At 31.9% G+C, this 17585-nt stretch carries 14 protein-coding genes and 1 tRNA gene; 4 read left to right on the forward strand and 11 right to left on the reverse strand.

Annotation, left to right across the window (positions count from 1 at the left end; all coding sequences use genetic code 11):
* The 9 genes from B0A78_RS10415 to polA all read right to left on the reverse strand — a co-directional run.
* Positions 1–332, reverse strand: a 332-nt coding sequence (locus B0A78_RS10415) for a hypothetical protein (RefSeq protein WP_097609660.1), incomplete at its 3' end; no start/stop codon positions are given.
* Between the two features lie 783 nt (positions 333–1115).
* Positions 1116–1490 (reverse strand): hypothetical protein, encoded by a 375-nt coding sequence (locus B0A78_RS10420; protein WP_014164766.1) that lies wholly within the window; start codon positions 1488–1490, stop codon positions 1116–1118.
* 168 nt (positions 1491–1658) lie between these two features.
* The gene (locus B0A78_RS10425; protein ID WP_065213753.1) at positions 1659–2033 is read right to left on the reverse strand and encodes a hypothetical protein; all 375 of its coding nucleotides are present in this window, start codon (positions 2031–2033) and stop codon (positions 1659–1661) included.
* Positions 2034–2730: 697 nt separating this feature from the next.
* Entirely contained in the window at positions 2731–3105 is a 375-nt protein-coding gene (locus tag B0A78_RS10430; RefSeq protein ID WP_014164768.1) for a hypothetical protein, read from the reverse strand.
* A gap of 558 nt (positions 3106–3663) precedes the next feature.
* Complete coding sequence (tsf, locus tag B0A78_RS10435) at positions 3664–4488, reverse strand: translation elongation factor Ts (RefSeq protein WP_014164769.1); 825 nt, start codon at positions 4486–4488, stop codon at positions 3664–3666.
* Between the two features lie 136 nt (positions 4489–4624).
* Positions 4625–5383: a 30S ribosomal protein S2 gene (rpsB, locus tag B0A78_RS10440; protein ID WP_014164770.1), complete on the reverse strand. Its 759-nt coding sequence runs from the start codon at positions 5381–5383 to the stop codon at positions 4625–4627.
* Positions 5384–5547: 164 nt separating this feature from the next.
* Positions 5548–5934, reverse strand: coding sequence for a 30S ribosomal protein S9 (gene rpsI, locus B0A78_RS10445; RefSeq protein WP_014164771.1), 387 nt, complete (start codon positions 5932–5934; stop codon positions 5548–5550).
* Positions 5934–6389, reverse strand: a complete 456-nt coding sequence (gene rplM, locus B0A78_RS10450; protein ID WP_014164772.1) for a 50S ribosomal protein L13 — start codon at positions 6387–6389, stop codon at positions 5934–5936. Before rplM ends, rpsI begins: the two co-directional genes overlap by 1 nt.
* A 375-nt stretch (positions 6390–6764) precedes the next feature.
* On the reverse strand, positions 6765–9599 hold the full coding sequence (gene polA / locus B0A78_RS10455) for a DNA polymerase I (RefSeq protein WP_065213752.1): 2835 nt from the start codon (positions 9597–9599) through the stop codon (positions 6765–6767).
* A gap of 214 nt (positions 9600–9813) precedes the next feature.
* Between polA and B0A78_RS10460 the strand changes: the two genes are divergently transcribed.
* The 3 genes from B0A78_RS10460 to B0A78_RS10470 all read left to right on the forward strand — a co-directional run bounded on the left by B0A78_RS10460 (position 9814) and on the right by B0A78_RS10470 (position 13260).
* Positions 9814–11301, forward strand: coding sequence for a hypothetical protein (locus B0A78_RS10460; protein WP_097609661.1), 1488 nt, complete (start codon positions 9814–9816; stop codon positions 11299–11301).
* Positions 11302–11675: 374 nt separating this feature from the next.
* Entirely contained in the window at positions 11676–12899 is a 1224-nt protein-coding gene (locus B0A78_RS10465; protein WP_065213750.1) for a metallophosphoesterase, read from the forward strand.
* Positions 12900–12963: 64 nt separating this feature from the next.
* Positions 12964–13260: a thioredoxin family protein gene (locus B0A78_RS10470; RefSeq protein WP_014164776.1), complete on the forward strand. Its 297-nt coding sequence runs from the start codon at positions 12964–12966 to the stop codon at positions 13258–13260.
* Here the strand turns inward: B0A78_RS10470 and B0A78_RS10475 are convergent.
* On the reverse strand, positions 13257–13934 hold the full coding sequence (locus B0A78_RS10475; RefSeq protein WP_065213749.1) for a polysaccharide deacetylase family protein: 678 nt from the start codon (positions 13932–13934) through the stop codon (positions 13257–13259). The genes B0A78_RS10470 and B0A78_RS10475 overlap by 4 nt on opposite strands.
* Before the next feature lie 182 nt (positions 13935–14116).
* On the reverse strand, positions 14117–17320 hold the full coding sequence (locus B0A78_RS10480) for a DUF2723 domain-containing protein (RefSeq protein ID WP_097609662.1): 3204 nt from the start codon (positions 17318–17320) through the stop codon (positions 14117–14119).
* Between the two features lie 158 nt (positions 17321–17478).
* On the opposite strand from B0A78_RS10480, the gene B0A78_RS10485 reads away from it, so the two are divergent.
* A tRNA-Gln gene (locus B0A78_RS10485) sits at positions 17479–17549 on the forward strand.
* Positions 17550–17585 lie beyond the last annotated feature (36 nt).

Below are 17585 nucleotides of genomic sequence, written 5' to 3' on the forward strand. Positions count from 1 at the left end.
GCTTTAGTCATTCCTAAATTTGCCTTTGTAGAGTCTACGGCTAGATAAATAAAATATTCATTATTTTCTGAAATATCAATAATGTGAATCTGTGATTTCAAATTAATCATAATATCTTCTATTGTTTCACCTAATCCTAATGCTTCAATGGCATTTAATTTAGCTTTTACTACTTCTAGGTTGTAAGCTGAGGCTAATTCTGGGTCAAAATTAGGTTCTGCAGATAAAGTATAGTAAGATATTCCACTTTTTACTTCTGCAACGGCAACAGCTAAGAATCCAGGTACATTATCTTTAAGATCTTCTCCAAATTGTTTCAAAAAATCTGACATTTTAAATAAATATAAGGGGTTAAATTTCTAACACAAAGTTATATAATATATGTTGTTTTTTATCTGTTGGTTTTGTTAAAAAATAACATTAGGTGTTAATTTTTATTATTTCTAAATAAAGATTCTGCCTTGTACATACTTTGTGTTTTAGGAGAAGAAGGTTTTATAAGAATAAAAAAATGTATTTTACTTGTAAGATTCCCTAGTGTTTGTTTTATAAAATCATTCATTTCAATGTTAAATAGTTGAAAAAAGTAGGGTAGGATATTTTTTATAGGTAGTACAAATAGGAACTGGTGATTTTAAACTTAAAATAAGTTAAGAGTTATAAAAAATGAAATACATATCGTTTTTAATAATACTATATAAATAGGAATCTATATGAAGTAGGATGTTATAAAAAGTATTTTAAAACGATTGATTACATAAAGCTATTTTGTAAGAGCTAATAGGATAGATTATAGTTTGCAACTATCAGATATTAATATTGTGTTTAAAATTATGACTGTTAAAAATAGAGTGTATTTTAAACCTTAGTAAAACTTTGATTGGATAAAAGCTTAAAGAAAGATTTTGTAATGGCTATAAGGGATGAATTCGATTTCAGATTTTATATAAAAACTTTTTCGGCTATTTAAAAATAGAAATATAGAGTAAGTGTGCTGAACGAAAAATAAGTTTTCTTTAGGGATTTAACATACGAATATGATTTTCGATCGTTTTTTTAATTTTATTTCAATTTTAAAGCTGTCTAAAATAGACAGCTTTAAAATTGGGAGAATGTTACATTTTCTTTGTAATATCTTTTTTGTATTTGTTTAATAAAGCCTTAGTCATCCCTAAATTTGCTCTATTGGAGTCAACTGCTAGATAAATGAAATACTCGTTATTTTCAGAAATATCAATAATATGAATCTGAGACTTAAGGTTAATCATTATGTCTTCAATAGTTTCTTTTAACCCCAATGCGTTAATTGCATTTAATTGAGCTTTTACTACTTCTAGATTAAAAGCAGAAGCTAATTCAGGGTCAAAATTTGGATTAGCAGATAAGGTATAGTACGATATTCCACTTTTAATTTCTGAAATTGCAACGGCTATAAATCCAGGAACATTGCTTTTTAGGTCTTCTCCAAATTGTTTTAAAAAATCGGACATAAATGAGGGTTTTAGAGTGTGAGTTTTATATTACAAATATACCTAAATATAAGTTTGTTTAAATTTTTTAGTTGTAGAAAGCTTTCTATAGATGTTTTTTAATTTTAATAAAAAAGAAAAACCATCTGTATGAGATGGTTTATGGGAGAGGCTTTGATTTAAAGGATATTACATTTTCTTTGTAATGTCTTTTTTGTATTTGTTTAATAAAGCTTTAGTCATTCCTAAATTTGCTCTATTAGAGTCAACCGCCAAATAAATGAAGTATTCATTATTTTCAGAAATATCAATAATATGTATTTGAGATTTCAGGTTGATCATGATATCCTCAATAGTTTCGTTTAATCCTAATGCGCTAATGGCATTTAATTTAGCTTTTACCACTTCTAGGTTAAAAGCAGAAGCTAGTTCTGGGTCAAAATTTGGGTCTGCAGACAATGTGTAATATGAAATTCCACTTTTAATTTCTGCAACCGCAACTGCTAAAAAGCCTGGGATATTGCTTTTTAAATCATCTCCAAATTGTTTTAAAAAATCTGACATTTCAAATAAGTATTAAGGGTTAAATTTCAATACAAATGTAAATTAGAGAAGTGATTTTTTAGCGATTTTTATTGTAGAAAAAATTCTATAATTACTAATTTTTATTTAGAAATAATAAAAATTACTTATCAGGTAATTAGACTGTTAATATAAATTTTGGAGATCTATTGTTTGATTTTTTGCAATACCTTATGTCTTGATAGGAGCAATTTAAATAGTTGTTTTAATCCCAAATTTTGTGATGAATCTGAAAAGGGTAAAAAAGTTAAAATGACACAGGAATTTTTTACCCCAACTGTAGTTTTACCATATTGAGGATAAAAAAATGAAGTACTTTTTTTAGATTCGATGGCCTTTTTATCTATACTAAATTTCTGAAATGTAATCTGAGTTTAATAAGATGTACTAAGAAGACATAAAGACTGTTTTGGATTCATTGTTTTTATATCTTTTTTATAAATAGATCAAGGACATTAAGTTTTTTAGTTTAATTTTCACGCTTAGGATGCTTAAATTAGATGTTGTATTTTGTTGTGAAATTTGAAAAAGAAGAATTAATAAAAAGAGGTTGTCTGAAAAGTTATAAAACACATCATTTGGACCCAATAAGAGTTCGTTATACAGTCAATTATGGGTAAAGTGATAAATTAAACGATTTGTTTTGCTTTTTAGACAACCTTCTTAAAAAGGAAAAGTCTTACATCTTTTTTGTAATATCTTTTTTGTATTTGTTTAATAATGCTTTCGTCATACCTAAGTTCGCTTTTCTCGAATCAACGGCCAAGTATATAAAGTATTCATTGTTTTCAGAAATATCAATGATGTGTATTTGGCTGTTAAGATTGATCATAATATCTTCTATATGCTCATCAAGACCAAGTGCATTGATAGCATTTAACTTAGCTTTTACTACTTCTAAATTAAAAGCAGAGGCTAACTCTGGATCAAAATCTGGATTTGTTGATAAAGTGTAATACGATATTCCACTTTTAATTTCTGCTATTGCTACTGCAATTAAACCTGGGACGTTTTTTTTTAGGTCCTCACCGAATTGTTGTAAAAAATCTGACATAAGCGTGTGTTTTTGGTTAATATGATACTAAAGTTAGTGAAAAAAAAGCAGATTTAGAAATGAAATTTAAACAAAATTTATTTTTTATTTAATATTGATTGTTTTCTTATTTGAGTTGAAGGTTTTCAGGCGTTTGTTATATCGTATTAATACTGAATTTGTAGGTGAAATATTTTACAAATCGCTTTATTTGTAGAGAATGAGCGATAAAGAGGGAGGGAATGGTATAGAGGAGAAGAGGATTCGCCTTGACCGTTGACTTGGTTTGCGTCTTATGTGGTATTTAGGTTTAATTTAGATTATGCGTTAGTGTATGATGGAGATGAAAAGGGTGAAAAAGATAAAGAGGTGTGGATTTTTTTCTATATATGTGGTTTTGTTGAGGATAAAAAATAGAGTGCTTTTTAGATTCAAAGTTGTTTCCATCTGTAATAAGTTTCTAATGGGTAATCTGCGTTTAAAACTATAATATCAATTACAAGATTGTTTTACTAAAAATTTATTTTATAAAAATAAAAAGCCCCAAAAAAGGGGCTTATATATATTGAGGTAATTGAATTAGCCTAAAGCAACTCTCTTGAAACCTGTAACAGTTAAGCCAGCATCAGCTGTTTTAACGTACTGAGCAACGCTCATAGAGCTATCTTTGATAAAATCCTGATTTACTAAAGTATTGTCTTTGAAGAAACGGTTTAATTTACCTTTGGCAATATTGTCTAACATTGCTTCTGGTTTACCTTCGGCTCTTAATTGATCTTTAGCAATTTCAATTTCTTTTTCGATTATAGCTGCATCAACACCTTCTTCATTTAAAGCAATAGGGTTCATAGCAGCAGCTTGCATAGAAACACTTTTAGCAACTTCTTCAGCACCTTCTACGTTTGCAGATAAAGCAGTTAAAGTAGCAATCTTATTCCCAGCGTGGATGTAAGAACCTATGAAAGCGCCTTCTAATCTTTCAAAAGAACCGATTTCTATTTTCTCACCAATTACACCTGTTTGTTCAATTAATTTGTCAGCTACAGTAATACCACCAAAGTCAGAAGCTAGTAATTCTTCTTTTGTAGCATACGCTAAAGCTTGACTAGCTAAATCAGTAGCTAATTTTACGAAACCTTCGTTTTTACCTACGAAGTCAGTTTCGCAGTTTAATGTAATAACTACACCAACGGTTTTGTCTGCATTTACAGCAGCAATAGCAGCTCCTTCAGTAGACTCTCTATCAGAACGGTTAGCAGCTACTTTTTGACCTTTTTTACGTAAGTTTTCAATTGCTAAATCGAAATCTCCGTTAGCTTCAGTCAATGCTTTTTTACAGTCCATCATTCCGGCACCTGTAATTTGTCTTAATTTATTTACGTCTGCAGCAGTGATTGTTGACATACTATTTTATTTTGATTATTTTAATAATTTTAAAAAGTAAAAAATTCCAATCGACTAATTCCAAATTCCAACGTTAATAAATTATCAATTTTGATGATTTTATGGAATTTGGAACTGCGATTGGAATCTAAAAATATTATTTTTCAGAAGTTGTAGCTGCAGGAGCTGCTTTTGCTTCTTCAGTTGCTTCTACTTCTTTTTCTGAAGTTCTGTTTGATAAGCCTTCAGTGATAGCAGCAGTTACTAATGATAATACTTTATCAATAGATTTTGAAGCGTCATCATTTGCAGGGATAACATAATCAACTTGACGAGGGTCAGAGTTGGTATCTACCATTGCAAATACTGGAATGTTTAATTTTTGAGCTTCTTTTACTGCGATGTGTTCAGCTTTGATATCAACTACAAATAATGCAGCTGGTAATCTTGACATATCAGCGATAGAGCCTAAGTTTTTTTCTAACTTAGCACGTAAACGCTCGATTTGTAACTTTTCTTTTTTAGATAAAGTGTCAAATGTACCGTCTTTCTTCATTCTGTCGATAGAAGCCATTTTTTTAACAGCTTTACGAATTGTAACGAAGTTTGTTAACATACCACCTGGCCATCTTTCAGTGATGTAAGGCATGTTAGCCGCTTTAGCTTTTTCAGCTACGATATCTTTTGCTTGTTTTTTGGTAGCAACGAATAAAACTTTTCTACCAGATGCAGCAATTTTTTTTAAAGCTTCATTAGCTTCTTCAATTTTAGCTGCAGTTTTGTATAGGTTGATAATGTGGATACCATTACGCTCCATGTAGATGTAAGGAGCCATGTTTGGATCCCACTTTCTAGTCATGTGTCCGAAATGAACACCTGCTTCTAGTAATTCTTTAACTTCTACTTTATTTGCCATTTTTAGAAATAGTTTACGTTCTGTTGAATTAGCAATGTGTCTTTAAATTTAGATTAGAAAAAATAATTTTTATAACCTCAACCCATTTAGATGCTAAACTAATCTCCGGCCTCAGCACGGAAAAGCAACATAACTTAGTTTTTTTTAATAAATAATAATAAATATTAACGTTTAGAGAATTGGAATCTCTTACGAGCTTTCTTCTGACCGAATTTTTTACGCTCAACCATACGAGGATCACGAGTTAATAATCCTTCAGGTTTTAAGATAGCTCTGTTTCCTTCTCCTACTTCACACATAGCACGAGCAATAGCCATACGTACAGCTTCTGCCTGACCTGTTGTACCGCCACCATATACATTGATTTTTACGTCAAAGTTTGAAGCGTTTTCAGTCATTGCTAATGGTTGCATAACTTTGTACTGTAAAGTTGCAGTAGGGAAGTAAGTTTCAAATGCTTTTTTGTTTACAGTAATGTTTCCTGTACCTTCTGATACATAAATACGTGCCACAGCACATTTTCTTCTACCGATTTTGTGAATAACTCCCATTACTTAAGATCGTTTAGATTAACGGTTTTAGGTGTTTGAGCCGCATGTTTGTGCTCTGAACCTACATTTACACTCAAATTACGGAATAATTGAGCACCTAATTTGTTTTTAGGCAACATTCCTTTTACAGCTTTTTCTACTAATAATGCAGGGTTTTTTTGTTGCATTACTTTAGCTGTTAATGTTCTTTGACCTCCTGGGTAACCTGTGTGACGAACATAAGTTTTGTCCTCTAACTTGTTACCTGTAAGGTTGATTTTTTCCGCGTTGATAATAATTACATTATCTCCACAGTCCACGTGTGGCGTATAACTTGGTTTGTACTTACCTCTTAAAAGCATAGCAACTTTTGAAGCAAGACGACCTAAGTTATGGCCTTCAGCGTCTACAACAATCCACTGTTTGTCTACAGTAGCTTTGTTTGCTGATACTGTCTTGTAGCTTAATGTGTTCACAATAATTACTTTTTAATTAAACATTCCATTCCCAATTAAGGGAGTGCAAAAGTACAATTATTTATTTATAAAGCAAATAGGTTTAATGTTTTTCTTTTTTATTGCTTTTCAGGAGGTTAACTTTTTTGTTTTATTTAGAAGTGTTTGTAAGTAATTAGAGGCTTGTGTAGGTTTGTAGTTGTTATGCGTTTGTTTATTTGTTGATTATCAAGGGCTTTTCTTTGTTAGAATTAAGGGTGGATATTAATTTAAAAAAATGTTTTATAAGACGTTTGATTTGGAAGTATTTTAAAAAACAACAACAACTTTCATTTGTATTAAAGAAGATTGTTTTTATTTTCAAAAAAATGAAAGTTGTTGTTGTTAGTATACGATCTAATGCGCTTCTAGCCAATCCTTACCTAAACCTATTTCTACTTCTAGAGGAACTGCCAGTCGAAAGGCGTTTTCCATTTCTTTTTTTATCATGGGTTTGATTTTTTCTAGTTCGGAATTGTGTACATCAAATACTAATTCGTCATGAACCTGAAGCAACATTTTTGATTGGTAGTTTTCTTCTTTTAAGCGTTCATGGATATTAATCATGGCTATTTTAATAATATCGGCTGCACTTCCTTGGATAGGGGCGTTTACCGCATTTCGTTCTGCTGCTCCTCGAACTACAGCGTTAGCTGAATTAATATCTTTTAAATAACGACGACGGCCTGATATGGTTTCTACATAACCGTTTTCACGAGCAAAATCAATTTGACTTGTAATGTATGATTTTAATTTAGGGTAGGTTTTGTAATAAGCGTCAATGAGCTCGGCACTTTCTTTTCTTGATAATGAAGTTTGATTGCTTAAACCAAAAGCTGAAACGCCATAAATGATACCGAAGTTAACTGTTTTTGCATTACTGCGTTGTTCTTTTGTTACTTCATCTAGTGGAACGTTGAAAACTTTTGCAGCAGTACTTTTGTGTATATCTTCGTTGTTTTGAAAAGCAGAAATCATAGTATCCTCTCCAGAAAGTGCTGCTATAATACGTAATTCAATTTGTGAATAATCGGCAGAAAGAAGGGTGTGGTTTTCATCACGGGCAATAAATGCTTTGCGGATTTGACGACCTCTTTCTGTTCTAATGGGGATATTTTGTAAGTTAGGATTGTTAGAACTTAATCTTCCTGTAGCAGCTACAGTTTGCATATAGTCAGTATGAACACGAGCTGTTTTGTTGTTAATTTGTTGGGGAAGCGCGTCTACATAAGTACTTTTTAGTTTTACAAGTTGGCGCCATTCTAAAATATCTTGTACTATTTTATGATCGTTAGCAAGGTAGCTTAGGACTTCTTCACCTGTAGCGTATTGTCCTGTTTTGGTTTTTTTTTGTTTTGTTCCTCCAATTTGAAGTTTCTCAAATAAAATATCTCCTAGTTGCTTGGGTGAGGCTAAATTAAATTTTTCACCTGCTTGTTCGTATATTTGATTCTCTATGGTTTCGATTTCTTTTTGCATATCTGTAGACATAGATTTTAAAAATTCTTGGTCTAGGTTGATGCCTTCTCGTTCCATGTCTGCTAAAACTTGTACTAATGGAATTTCTATTTCGTCGAATAATTTTTTAGTTCCTACTCGTTCTAAAATAGGTTGGAAGTGTTCTTTTAGTTGATATGTGATATCAGCATCTTCTACGGCGTATTCCTTAATGTCTTCTAATGCTACTTGGCGCATTGATAGTTGATTTTTCCCTTTTTTTCCAATTAAAGTTTCAATGGATTTAGGACTGTACTGTAAATAGGTTTCGGATAAGACATCCATATTATGACGCATATCAGGATTAATCAAATAATGAGCGATCATAGTATCAAACAAAGGACCTTTTATTTCAATTTTGTAATTGGCTAAAATCTTTAAGTCGTATTTGATGTTTTGTCCTATTTTGGTAATAGAATTATTTTCAAAAAAAGGTTTGAATTTATGGATTAATTCCTTAGTTTCTTCTTGATTTTCAGGAAATGGCACGTAAAATCCTTTGCCTTTTTCCCATGAAAAGGCAAGGCCTACTAATTCAGCATTAGTGGTGTCTATACCTGTAGTTTCGGTATCAAAACAGACGGCTGTTTGCTGTAGTAAGTTTTGTAGTAATAAATTAATGGGTAGGTTGCCATTTACTATTTGATAAAAATGAGATGTGTTATCCAGATTTGCGTATTGAAAACCGGATATAGATTCGTTTTCTTCCTGATCGGAAAAACCAAATAAATCCATTTGATTTTCAGGCGTTTTTTTTGCGTTTTTTTTGCTAACAGAGTCAGCGGTGTCTATTTCGTCATATTCTTTTCCGCCTCCAAATAGTTTGTCGAATTGGGCTTTCATTTGGCGAAACTCTAATTCTTGAAATAAAGTATCTGTTTTTTCTATGTCAGGTTTAGAAAGTTCAAAACTTTGTTCGTCAAATTCTACAGGACAATCAAGTAGTATAGTGGCTAGTTTTTTAGAAAGGATTCCTTTTTCTTTGTTGTTTTCAATGTTCTCTTTCATTTTTCCTTTTAGCTTGCTTGTGTTGGCTAAAAGATTTTCCATAGAACCGTATTCAGCGAGTAGTTTTTTTGCTGTTTTTTCACCTACGCCAGGTAGGCCAGGAATGTTGTCTACTGCATCTCCCATCATACCTAAAAAGTCGATTACTTGCAAAGGGTCTTGTACTTCAAATTTTGCTTTTATTTCTTCTACTCCCCATATTTCAATATCGTTCCCAGCACGTGCTGGACGATACATGAAGATGTTTTCGGAAACTAATTGGCCAAAATCTTTATCTGGTGTAACCATATAAACTAGATATCCTTGCTTTTCGGCTTTTTTAGCTAATGTGCCTATTAAATCGTCGGCTTCATAACCTGCAATTTCTATAATAGGAATATGCATAGCGTTTAGGATTTCTTGTATATAAGGGATAGCAATTTTAATCGCCTCAGGAGTTTCGTCACGATTAGCTTTGTATTCGGTAAACATCTCTAAACGATAATTACTACCTCCTTTGTCAAATGCTACGGCTAAATGATCGGGTTTCTCGCGTTTGATAACATCCATTAGGGAATTCATAAAGCCAATAATGGCTGAAGTGTCTAGTCCTTTAGAGTTAATTCTAGGGTTTTTAATAAAAGCATAATAACCTCTAAAAATAAGAGCATAAGCGTCGAGTAGAAATAAACGTTTTTGTGTTGACATGATTATTATTTTGTAAGCATTCAAAAATACAAAACTTGTTACATAAAGAACTTGTTAAGAAATAAGATTTCTAGAATCTTGTGGTTTAATTTAAAAACAGTTTAAATGTTTGTATGTTAAGTTTAATGCTTTGGTGAATTATTATTTTATTATCTTAAAAAAAAGAGTTAATTTTATAAGTGTAGTGTAATTATTAATATCAATTTATGTTATAATGAAAAAAAGCAAAACCCCAAAGAAAACATTGCTTTCCTACTTGTTATTTCTTTTGTTAACAACAAGTTTTTTTGCGCAAGTAGGAATAGGTACCGTAACGCCTGATGCGAGCTCTATTTTAGATGTAGTTTCTAATGATAGAGGGGTGTTGACACCTCGAATGACAACCGCTCAAAAAATGGCAATTGTTAATCCTTCAAATGGTTTAATTGTGTATGATACGGATTTAAAATCATTTTATTTTTATGATACAACATCTGTTAACTGGGTTAGAGTGAATACAAATTCAGATGGTCGGTTAAAATATAAGTTGATAAAATCAACAGATGTGTTGGCTACTGTATTAGCGGATGAACTAGCTGCTGGTGGAGGGGCTAAGTGTCTTCTAGATTCAGGAACTTTGTATGAAATAAATGGTACAATTAATTTGAATTATCCTATTGAAATGAATAATGCTTATATAAGTGGGCAAGATTCAGGGGAAGATAAATTAATAAGGACTTCTGGAGATCTTTTTACAGGAACTACGGGAGGAAGTATTCGGATTTTAACGTTGTCAGCCCCTTCAGGAAATGTTTTCAATATAGATGGTGCTGGAACGGCAAGTCTTATTTTTAGAGATTCTATAGTAGCAAGTTCTTTATCTGTTGGTTCATTCAAAAATTTTGCGATAGTTTTTCTTAGTATCGTGCAGTATTATGGAAATGCAAATGGAGTTGTTTACGAAAATGTGGCAAGATTGTTATTGAGTAATACGGGGTGGTTTAGTAATAATACAGGAGTGTACGAAAAGTTGAACGGAACTTTCTCCTTAGCCGCTAAACAAGGTGGTTTCAGTGAAGTTACTGGGAGTAGTATAGGGTTTGATGTTTCTTCAAATCCTGTCATTACAGGTGATGCAACACTAGAATCTACGGTTTTTACAGGTACCCCTACGACAGGGAAATATGTTAATCCTTATACCGTGGGAGGGTATACGGGGTATAATTTTAATAATAATTGGAATGTTCGTTGTCCTGGTATTCCAACCGAAACAGATGCTTCAGCCGTAGGCGACTTTGCAGTCGATTACCCAGTAGGGAGTGGTGCTTCTACGTCCTTTAATACTTCTAATCCAAGTAACATAGTAAAAGTTCAGGGAGTGTCTACTTCTACTAATTTATTTCGGTTTTCTACAGATGGAGGAGTAAATAACCGGTTAAAATATGTGGGAAAAAAGAAAAGAATATTTCAAGTTACGGGTTCAATTTCTTTTCAGGTGCCAGCTGCTGGAACTTATATAATTTACATTGCAAAGAATGCTACTGTTATATCACAATACAAAATATATGGTAGAGGTTTAACAACCAATGATATAGTGGTTTTGCCTTTAAATGCTTCTGTTGAGCTATCTAGTAATGATTACGTAGAGGTTTATGCACAACGTTATACAGGAGGTACAACAGATGCAATAATAACACCTAATATGACACTAATCGTTAAATAAAAGATGTTTTTATGACTAAAATTATTTTATGATAATTTGTATTGTTTTTTGAAAGGAAGAGATTTGATTTTCAAATGAGCGGTTTTTTGTTTTATCCTTCAGAGGTACGGTATATTCAGAAGTAAGTAGATGTGAAATGAACTTACTTCTGAATGTATATTATAACTTTATATTTCCTTTCATAAATCGAAGATTACCCAAATGGGATGTGTGTAAAATTTTAATCTTCTATGTACAGATATATAACTTAAAACAGTGGTTAATGACTGTTTTTTTAATCAAGGAATTATTTTAAGTTTGAAATACAAAAGTTCTGTTAAAAGGTGATATGAACTTGAACATGATTTTGTTACTTTGCTTGAAAATAATTTAAGATGTTGTTCCGATTTATAGTAATTGCCATTTTATTATTCCTGATAGAAATTTACTCACTACAAGCTTTTAAAACCTTAGTTCGTTCAAAATGGATATTTTGGATAGGAGTAGCAATAAGCATGCTAATTTATATATTTATATTTTACACTATTTTTAATTTTGATCGTAAAGTTGGGCAAACGAAACAAAGTTTGTTTGCACTTGGGTTGTTGCTTACGGTTTATTTACCAAAAATTGTTTTAGCCCTTTTTATGTTTGGAGAAGACGTTTTTCGTTTTTTGTCAGGGGTAACGAACTATTTTATTGAGTATGATAATCGAAGTACTTTTTTACCAGAAAGAAGAAAATTCATTAGTCAAGTAGCTCTTGGTTTGGCTGCAATTCCTTTTTTGTCCTTAATTTATGGAGTAACTAGAGGGAAGTATAATTTTAAAGTTTTTAAACAAGATTTGTTTTTTGATGATTTGCCAGAGACTTTCGATGGATTTACAATTACTCATATTTCAGATATCCATTCGGGAAGTTTTGATGATCCTGAAAAGATACAATATGCAATCGACTTGATTAATGAGCAAAATTCTGATATTTTGTTGTTTACAGGAGATATTGTTAATGCAAAGGCGGAAGAAATGACTCCGTGGATTTCAGTTTTTAAAAGTATTAAAGAACATCGTTTTGGTAAATTTTCTGTTTTGGGAAATCATGATTATGGAGCCTATATAGAATGGGAATCAGAACAAGCCAAAATTCAAAATTTTGAAGCTATAAAGAACTTACACCAACAGATAGATTTTAAGTTGTTGCTAAATGAACATACCAAGATTCGTAAGGATGGAGCTGAATTGGCTTTAGTTGGGGTTGAGAACTGGGGGAAACATTTTGGTATGATGGGAGATATAGACAAAGCATCAGAAGGATTAACAAATAAGGATTTCAAAATACTAATGAGTCACGACCCTAGTCATTGGGAAGAAGTGGTTAAACAGCATGATAAAAAATTTCATTTAACTTTAAGCGGGCATACACATGGGATGCAGTTTGGGATAGAAATACCAGGTTATTTTAAATGGAGTTTAGCACAATATATGTATAAACAGTGGGCGGGTTGTTATGAATACTTAGGGCGTTATATTTATGTGAATAGAGGATTCGGATTTCATGCGTATCCTGGAAGAGTTGGTATTATGCCTGAAATAACGGTTATTCGGTTAAAAAAGGCTTAAAAATTAGGATAAATCACTAAAAATAGTATATTTGTAATGCAAATTGTATTTAAAAAGTACGTATATGTCAAAATTTGGTGAGTTAATAGGCGCTCATGTTCCTGTTTTAATTGATTTTTATACTGATTGGAACGAAGCTTCTCAATCAATGCATCCTGTTATAAAAGACGTAGCAGCTGCATTAGGGGATAAGGCCAAAGTGATAAAAATAGACGTTGATAAAAACCAAGAATTAGCAGAAGCACTCCGTATAAAAGGATTGCCTACCTTAATGATCTATAAAGAAGGGCAAATGAAATGGCGTCAGTCTGGTGAATTAGATGCTAATACGATTATTAATCTTGTTCAAGGACAATTTTAATTTCTTATAATATCAAAAATAAAGCCTTTTTCTTTGTAAAAAGTTAAAGTCTTTGGAAGACAATTTTTTAAATGAGGATAAGCTTTTTGGCTATCGTGAAAAACAATAATGCTACCTGATTCTACTTTTTGGGTAGCATTTTTTATACACTGATCATTACTTATTGATAAGTCAAAATCAGCAGTCAATACATCCCACATAATAATTTTATAGCCTTTTTTTCTTAACCTGATGGACTGAAGAGGGGTTATTTTACCATAAGGAGGTCTGAAAACGTTAGATTTCTGATTGTTAATTCCTGATTTCTCAAGATTATGATCTAAGAGTTCAATGTTTTCTTGAATTATTTTTTCGCAAGCTATTATATCATTTATATATTCTTTTGTAGATTTTTCCCAACCATTTATGTGGTTGTAGGTGTGATTTCCTATGATATGCCCTTCTGATAAAATCCTTTTAAAAATTTCAGGATGCTTTACAATGTTTTTTCCAACACAAAAAAAGGTGGCTTTTATGTGGTTTTCTTTTAATATGTCTAAAACCCATTCCGTAACTTCAGGAATAGGCCCGTCGTCAAAAGTTAGGTAAATTGTTTTGGATGTATTAGGAATAGACCAAACATGATTATAAAATAACCATTTGATGAACTTATTTGTTTTGATCCAATAAAACATACTTGAAATTTTTAGAGGGAATGGATTAATCAGTCATTATTGTTGGTTAAAAATAAAAAAGGCATTTTTTATTTATTTTAATATAAGAAGGAGGACTCTAGATGTTTTCGTAATCAAAAAGGCTGTCCTAAAAAAATGGACAGCCTCTAGGTTTTGTTTTAAGAGACTTAGACCCTAAGATCTTATTCTATTTCTACTTCAAAAAAAGGGAAACGCTTGTTTAAATTATTGAAAGCATCTTTTTCTTGATTGTGAAATTCTTTGTCTTTATACGTTTTTGCTATTTCTAATAATCCTTTGTAGCGCATTAAATCAGTGTAAATGTCACTAGCAAAAAATTGACGTTGATCACTTTGAGGCAATTCACTATAATAGCGTAATTCATCTTGATATTTTAATGCTATTTTTTTTATTATTTCGCGTGCTTTTTCTTTTTTGCCCAATTTGTAATACCCCTCAGCGAAAGGATCTATAAGGCTATAAAATCCGTAATATTCAATAGGTGTTTTGGATAAAGCAAGGTCTATTATTTTTTCTGCTTTAGCTGTTTTTCCTTCGTTTATCAGGTTCGTCATAAGACGTGACATGTGGGTACGATAAGATATACAATTTTTGCGTGTTTGAGGATCGTGATAAATAGAGGAACTATCTCCATTGCCCCATTGTAACTTAGTAAAGATAGCGTACATTTTATCGGTATCTACTTGTCCCATATCAAAATTATAAGCTTCTTTTGGTAGAGGTGTTTTAATTGGGACTAATTTGTAAATCATACCATCTAATTGGAGGTATTCTTTCATCCAGATATAATCATCATCACCAAATGCTCCTGTAGAAAAATAAATGGGACGTTTCCAGTTGTTTTTTCTAACAATATCTAACATCATTAGACGATTCTTATATAAAGCACTTCCTTTTATGTCTATATCAATATAAGGAACAATCGAGTCGTTTTGTTTTGGATTGATGATCTTATTAGAGATGACTGATTTTTTATCAACAGGTATTCTGATTTTATTAGTTGGATAGAACTGGACTTTTTGACCATTTCGTAATTCTATTAATGTTCTAGGGTCATCACTGTGTGCGAATTCCATAAATTCATCTATACTAATTCTTTCTTTTGTTCTTTCTTCATAGATTAGGTAATCACGTTTGCCATCTACATAATCTTTGTGTTCAAAAGATAAAGGAATAGGATCTGATTCATACGCTTTTTTACGCATTGAATCAATGTACCAGTCAGTCATTAATAAACTGGTATTTACAATACGTACGTCTGTTCTATAACCTTCTATTTCTTGTACATACCATAAAGGAAATGTATCGTTGTCGCCAATAGTAAATAAGATGGCATTTTTGTCACAAGAATCTAAGTACGCTTTAGCGTCTGTAACAGCAGTATATTTACCCGAACGATCATGATCATCCCAGTTTTCAGATGCCATTAAAACGGGCGCAGCTAATAAAGAAACTGATAGAGTAAGAGGTAATGCTATTTTAGGTTGAAGGTATTTTTGAACCGATTCATAAAGAGCGTAAACTCCTAAGGCAATCCAAAGGGCAAATACATAAAAAGAACCAACTAAAGCATAATCACGTTCGCGTACTTCAAAAGGGCGCTCGTTTAAGTATATTTTAAGGGCTAAACCTGTGAATAAAAAAAGAGAAAGCAGAACATAAAAGGATTTTAGATCTTTTTTGGAATGAAAAAAGAACCCCATTAATCCTAAAATGAACGGAATAAAATAGTATACATTTCGTCCCTTGTTGTTTTTCCAATCTGCAGGAAGATTTTCTTGTTTGGTAAGACGCGCACTATCAAGGAATGATATCCCGCTTAGCCAGTTCCCGTCTTTAAGGTCATAGTTTCCTTGTTCGTCGTTTTGACGACCTACAAAGTTCCACATTAAATACCTCCAATACATATAGCCAAACTGGTATTCCACCATAAATCGAAGGTTGTCTAAAGTACTTGGTTTTTCTATATTTAGGTATTCTCCATAGGATTTTAAGAACTTATCATAATCTTCTAAATCTAATTTTCCAGCTTTAAACGCATTCCTGAATTCAGATACAATTTGTAATAATTCTTGTTCTTGATTGTATTCTTCTTTTACAGAAAATTCAAGAGGGGATGTAAATTTCATGTAATTTACATTGTGTTCACTACTCCATAAACGAGGTAATATGGCTTTATGATTGTTGTCTGTGTTTTGGATAGCATTTTTATAATCGTTTACAATGATATATTTACCCGTTTTATAATCACGTTCATAGTTTGGTTTTTCATCTAAATACGGATTGTTTTCATCTAATCCAGCATAGGCTTCCGAAAATTGAGGACCGTAAAATAATTTTTGCTCTCCGTACTGCTCCCGGTTGTAATATGCTAAAAGTTCACGAGCATCAGAAGGTTTGTTTTCGTTAATAGGTGTATCAGCATTAGCACGGATAGGAAGCATTAACCAAGTAGAAAAGCCTATGAAAATAAATAGAACAACTAATAGAATGGTATTTAGAAATATTTTTCCTTTTTGCTGGGTGTATTTTAATCCAAAATAGAAAAAAGCAATCAGAAGTATAGTTGCTAATACAGTACCGGAGTTAAAAGGCAATCCTATGCTATTTACAATGAAAACTTCAGTTGCTCCAAAAAAAGTCATTGTCCAGGGTAAAAGGAGTTTAAAGATAAATAGTAATACTGAAATAACAACAATGTTAGCTATTATAAAACTTTTTAATGTTACCTTTTTATAATGTTTAAAATAATATAAAAATCCAATAGAAGGGATTGTCAATAGAGCCATAAAGTGAACTCCAAACGATAGTCCTACAACTAGAGCTATTAGAAGTAGCCAGCGATTCCCTTTGGGGTTGTCCATATCAGCCTCCCAGCGAAGTCCCAGCCAAAATAAAATAGCAATAAAAAAAGTGGCCATAGCATATACCTCTGCTTCTACCGCATTAAACCAAAAACTGTCTGAAAAAGTAAAGGCTAATGCCCCTATAAAGGCACTTCCTAGAATGGCTATGCTATTGTTCTTGTTTAATTCTTTTGAAGATCCAATGAACTTTCTTAAAAGAATAGTGGCTGACCAAAAGAGAAACAAAATGGTAAAGGCACTTGATACCACAGACATCATATTTACCATCAAGGCAATGTTTTCTTTGTTAATCGCAAACATAGAAAAGAAAGCTCCGATCATTTGATACAAAGGAGCGCCTGGTGGGTGACCTACTTCTAGTTTAGCAGATGTGGAAATATATTCACCACAGTCCCAAAAACTCATGGTAGGTTCAACTGTTAGTGAATAAACAACCAGTGCGATAAAAAAAGTAACCCAACCTAGTAGGGTATTCCATTTTTTGAAGTTGAATGACATATTAATCGTTAAGTGTTTTAAATTTTAACACAAAGAAACTGTTTTTTGTGTAAAGAAAAGGTTAAAAATAAAATTTTTAATTTTTTTAATTATTTTTTTGTAAAACTGAAAAAAGCTTATATCTTTGCACTCGCAAAACGAAACTATTGCAGGTTTAATGGTCTATGGTGTAACGGTAACACTACTGATTTTGGTTCAGTCATTCAAGGTTCGAATCCTTGTAGACCAACAAAAAAAAGCTCTGAGAAATCAGGGCTTTTTTGTT

This window comes from Flavobacterium columnare NBRC 100251 = ATCC 23463 (assembly GCF_002530675.1).
Lineage (GTDB): Bacteria > Bacteroidota > Bacteroidia > Flavobacteriales > Flavobacteriaceae > Flavobacterium > Flavobacterium columnare.